This window comes from Micromonospora sp. KC213 (assembly GCF_004348325.1).
GTDB lineage: Bacteria > Actinomycetota > Actinomycetes > Mycobacteriales > Micromonosporaceae > Micromonospora.
This window is the reverse complement of record NZ_SMKF01000312.1, coordinates 1-2,553: the sequence shown is the minus strand read 5'-3', so window position 1 is coordinate 2,553 and position 2,553 is coordinate 1. Positions and strand designations below refer to the sequence as shown.

Here is a 2,553-nt window from a genome sequence, read left to right as displayed (position 1 = left end):
CGCCCCTCCCGCGAGTCCGGCCCACCCGGCCTACCCGCGACCATGGCGGCGCTGGGCGACTCGATCAGCACCGGCTTCGGCTCCTGCCTGGTACTCACCTCCTGCCGGCGCAACTCGTGGTCCACCGGTGACGGTATCCGGGTGGAGAGCCACTACCGCCGGCTGCTCGACGCCCACCCGGCGATCCGCGGCCGGGCGCGCAACCACGCCGCTGCCGGGGCGCGCGCCGACGCGCTGGCCGGGCAGGCCGAGGCCGCCGTACGCGACCGGGCCGACTACGTCACCGTGCTGATCGGCGCGAACGACGCCTGCCGGGGCGACATCGACCGGATGACGCCGGTGTCGACCTTCCGCAGTCAGGTCGACCGAGGGCTGCGGGTGTTGCGCGAGGGCCGGCCGAAGGCGCGGGTGCTGGTGGCCAGCATCCCCGACCTGAACCGGCTCTGGGAGATCGGGCACACCGAGCCGCGGGCCGTCCGGGCGTGGCGGACCGGGATCTGCCCCGCGCTACTGGCCAACCCGACCTCCACCGCACCCGCGGACCGGGCCCGCCGGGCCGCCTTCCGGGAGCGCATCGACGCCTACAACGCGGAACTGAAGGCCGCCTGCCGGGCGTACGGGTCGCGCTGCCGGCACGACGGCGGCGCGGTCCACCGCGCCCGCTTCACCCTCGCCGAGGTCAATTCGCTGGACTGGTTCCACCCCAACGCCGCCGGGCAGAACCGGCTCGCCGAGGTGACCTTCCCGGCCGCCGGCTGGCGACTCTGACCCCCCGGCCTGCAGCCGAATGATCGACTCGGCCTGCGACAAACAGGTATCCGCGGCCTCAGACACCGCCGTCTGCCGCATCCGGAGGCGATCACGGCGGGGGTTCGGGCGACCCGCGCCGGGGTACAGGCTCATGGGCCTGCGGAGGGCACGGGCCTGCCAACGGCACAACCACGGCACCTCCGGACGCCAGGTGCCGTGGCCCGCTCCCGTGCCGCACGTGTGGCTCCCTGGGCTCAGGGCTGCCGGGGCTGCGGCAGGCCCGGCCGAGTGGCCCGGTACAGCGCCCGGGCCCGTTCGGCGAGATCCTTGGTGGCCGAGGAGTTGGCCCAGGTGCCGAGGATGATCGCGGCGCCGGGGACGACCTTGGCGAACATCCGCTTGGCGGCCCGCATGCCGGCCATCCGCGCCAGCCGGACGCCGAGTTGCAGCATCACTCGGCCGAGCGGACGCTGCGCCCCGTGACCGAAGAGTGCCCCGGCCCGTTCCCGACCGGCGGCCACCCCGAGGGCCAGCCGGGCGGTCTCCGCCACCTTGTGCACCTTCTGCAACACCAGCAGGTCGGTGGCCCGGTCCGGGTGAACCGGGTCGATGCCGTACGCCGCGGCGATGTGCAGCACCATCCGGGCCTGCGTCCAGGCCAGCACGCCGACGTCGATGACCGCGCCGGGCAGGCCGGCCGCGCCGGAGACCGCCCCGGAGAGACGGGCCCGGTTGACGAACCTGCGGACGGCCTGGTCGGCGAGCTGCTCGGCGGTGGCGTCGGACCGTTCGGCGCGGGCCCGGACGGCCCACTCGGCGGCCTCCGGCCCGAGCCGGCGGACCGCTTCCAGGGCGAGGTGTTCCGGCGCGTACTGCGGGTCGTCGCGCATCCGGTCCCAGAGCGTCGCGGGCGGCGCCTCGGGAGCATCCGCCGTGCCGGGCACGGCTGCCGGGGCGGCGGCGTGGGTGGGGGTGGCCGGCGTCGGAGTGGGGATGGTCGGCTCGTCGTCGACGGGTGCGGCGTCGGTCACGAAGGCTCCCGGTGTCGAGGCGTGAATGTGACGGTCAGCGACGGCGGCCGGCGGAGAGCCGGCTCGCCAGCTGCTTCAGTTTGGTCTGGTTCTCGGGCTTGGCCAGCTCACGCCGGCCCCGGTCGACCAGCTGCTGCCCCTTCGGGGACCGCAGGAAAGCGCTGATCCGCTGCACCAGTGACATGTCGTCCTCCGTTCGGTGTCCTCCCTCATGTTTACCCCGGGCCGGCAACCAACCGTCCGCAATGGTCCGCATTATCAGCCGAGGACGGCCTCGACCACCTCGGTCGCGCGCCACTCGTGCTGGGCGTACGCGTCGGGGAAGGCGGAAATCTGCACAGCCTGCGCCGCGACGGCCAGCGGGAGGCTCTGCCAGCCGGGAATCTCCAGCAGCACGGCGAGGAACGCCCGGGTGGCGTACTCCGGGTTCATCAGGTCGGCGACGGTGCCCCAGCCGCTGCTGGGCCGCTGCTGGAACAGCCCGACCGAGTCGTGGTCCCAGCCGATGGCCTGGTGCGGGTAGTTCTGCGACTCGGGCAGCACCCCGCTGGCGTAGTTGTAGAGGGTGCTCTCCTGCATGGCGGTGGCGACCGCGATGACCAGGGCACGCCGCGGCGCACCCATCTTCCGTCCGGCGTCGACGATCCGGATGGCGTTGTCCATCTGCGCCCGGTCCAGGCCGGCCACCGGGGCGATCACCCTGCGCTTCGGCTTCGGTTTGGGTTTGGACTTCGGCTTGGGCTTTGTGGCGGCGGGGGCCGCGGCGGTGGGG

The 2,553-nt window shown here is 73.9% G+C and carries 3 protein-coding genes and 1 pseudogene; 1 reads left to right on the top strand and 3 read right to left on the bottom strand.

Going from position 1 to position 2,553, the window contains the following annotated elements:
• The first annotated feature begins 42 nt into the window (after positions 1-42).
• On the top strand, positions 43-768 hold the full coding sequence (locus E1166_RS30155; RefSeq protein ID WP_132343200.1) for a GDSL-type esterase/lipase family protein: 726 nt from the start codon (positions 43-45) through the stop codon (positions 766-768).
• A gap of 236 nt (positions 769-1,004) precedes the next feature.
• On the opposite strand, the gene E1166_RS30150 is transcribed toward E1166_RS30155, so the two are convergent.
• The 3 genes and pseudogenes from E1166_RS30150 to E1166_RS30145 form a co-directional block, all read right to left on the bottom strand.
• Complete coding sequence (locus tag E1166_RS30150) at positions 1,005-1,694, bottom strand: EcsC family protein (RefSeq protein WP_243706508.1); 690 nt, start codon at positions 1,692-1,694, stop codon at positions 1,005-1,007.
• 121 nt (positions 1,695-1,815) lie between these two features.
• Entirely contained in the window at positions 1,816-1,965 is a 150-nt protein-coding gene (locus tag E1166_RS31335) for a hypothetical protein (RefSeq protein WP_165942778.1), read from the bottom strand.
• A gap of 74 nt (positions 1,966-2,039) precedes the next feature.
• Positions 2,040-2,553 (bottom strand): annotated as a pseudogene (locus E1166_RS30145) (peptidase M23); the annotation flags it as partial.

Coding starts and splice junctions, on each gene's coding strand:
- E1166_RS30155 (WP_132343200.1), top strand. CDS start 43: ATGGCGGCGCTGGGCGACTCGATCAGCACCGGCTTCGGCTCCTGCCTG.
- E1166_RS31335 (WP_165942778.1), bottom strand. CDS start 1,965: ATGTCACTGGTGCAGCGGATCAGCGCTTTCCTGCGGTCCCCGAAGGGG.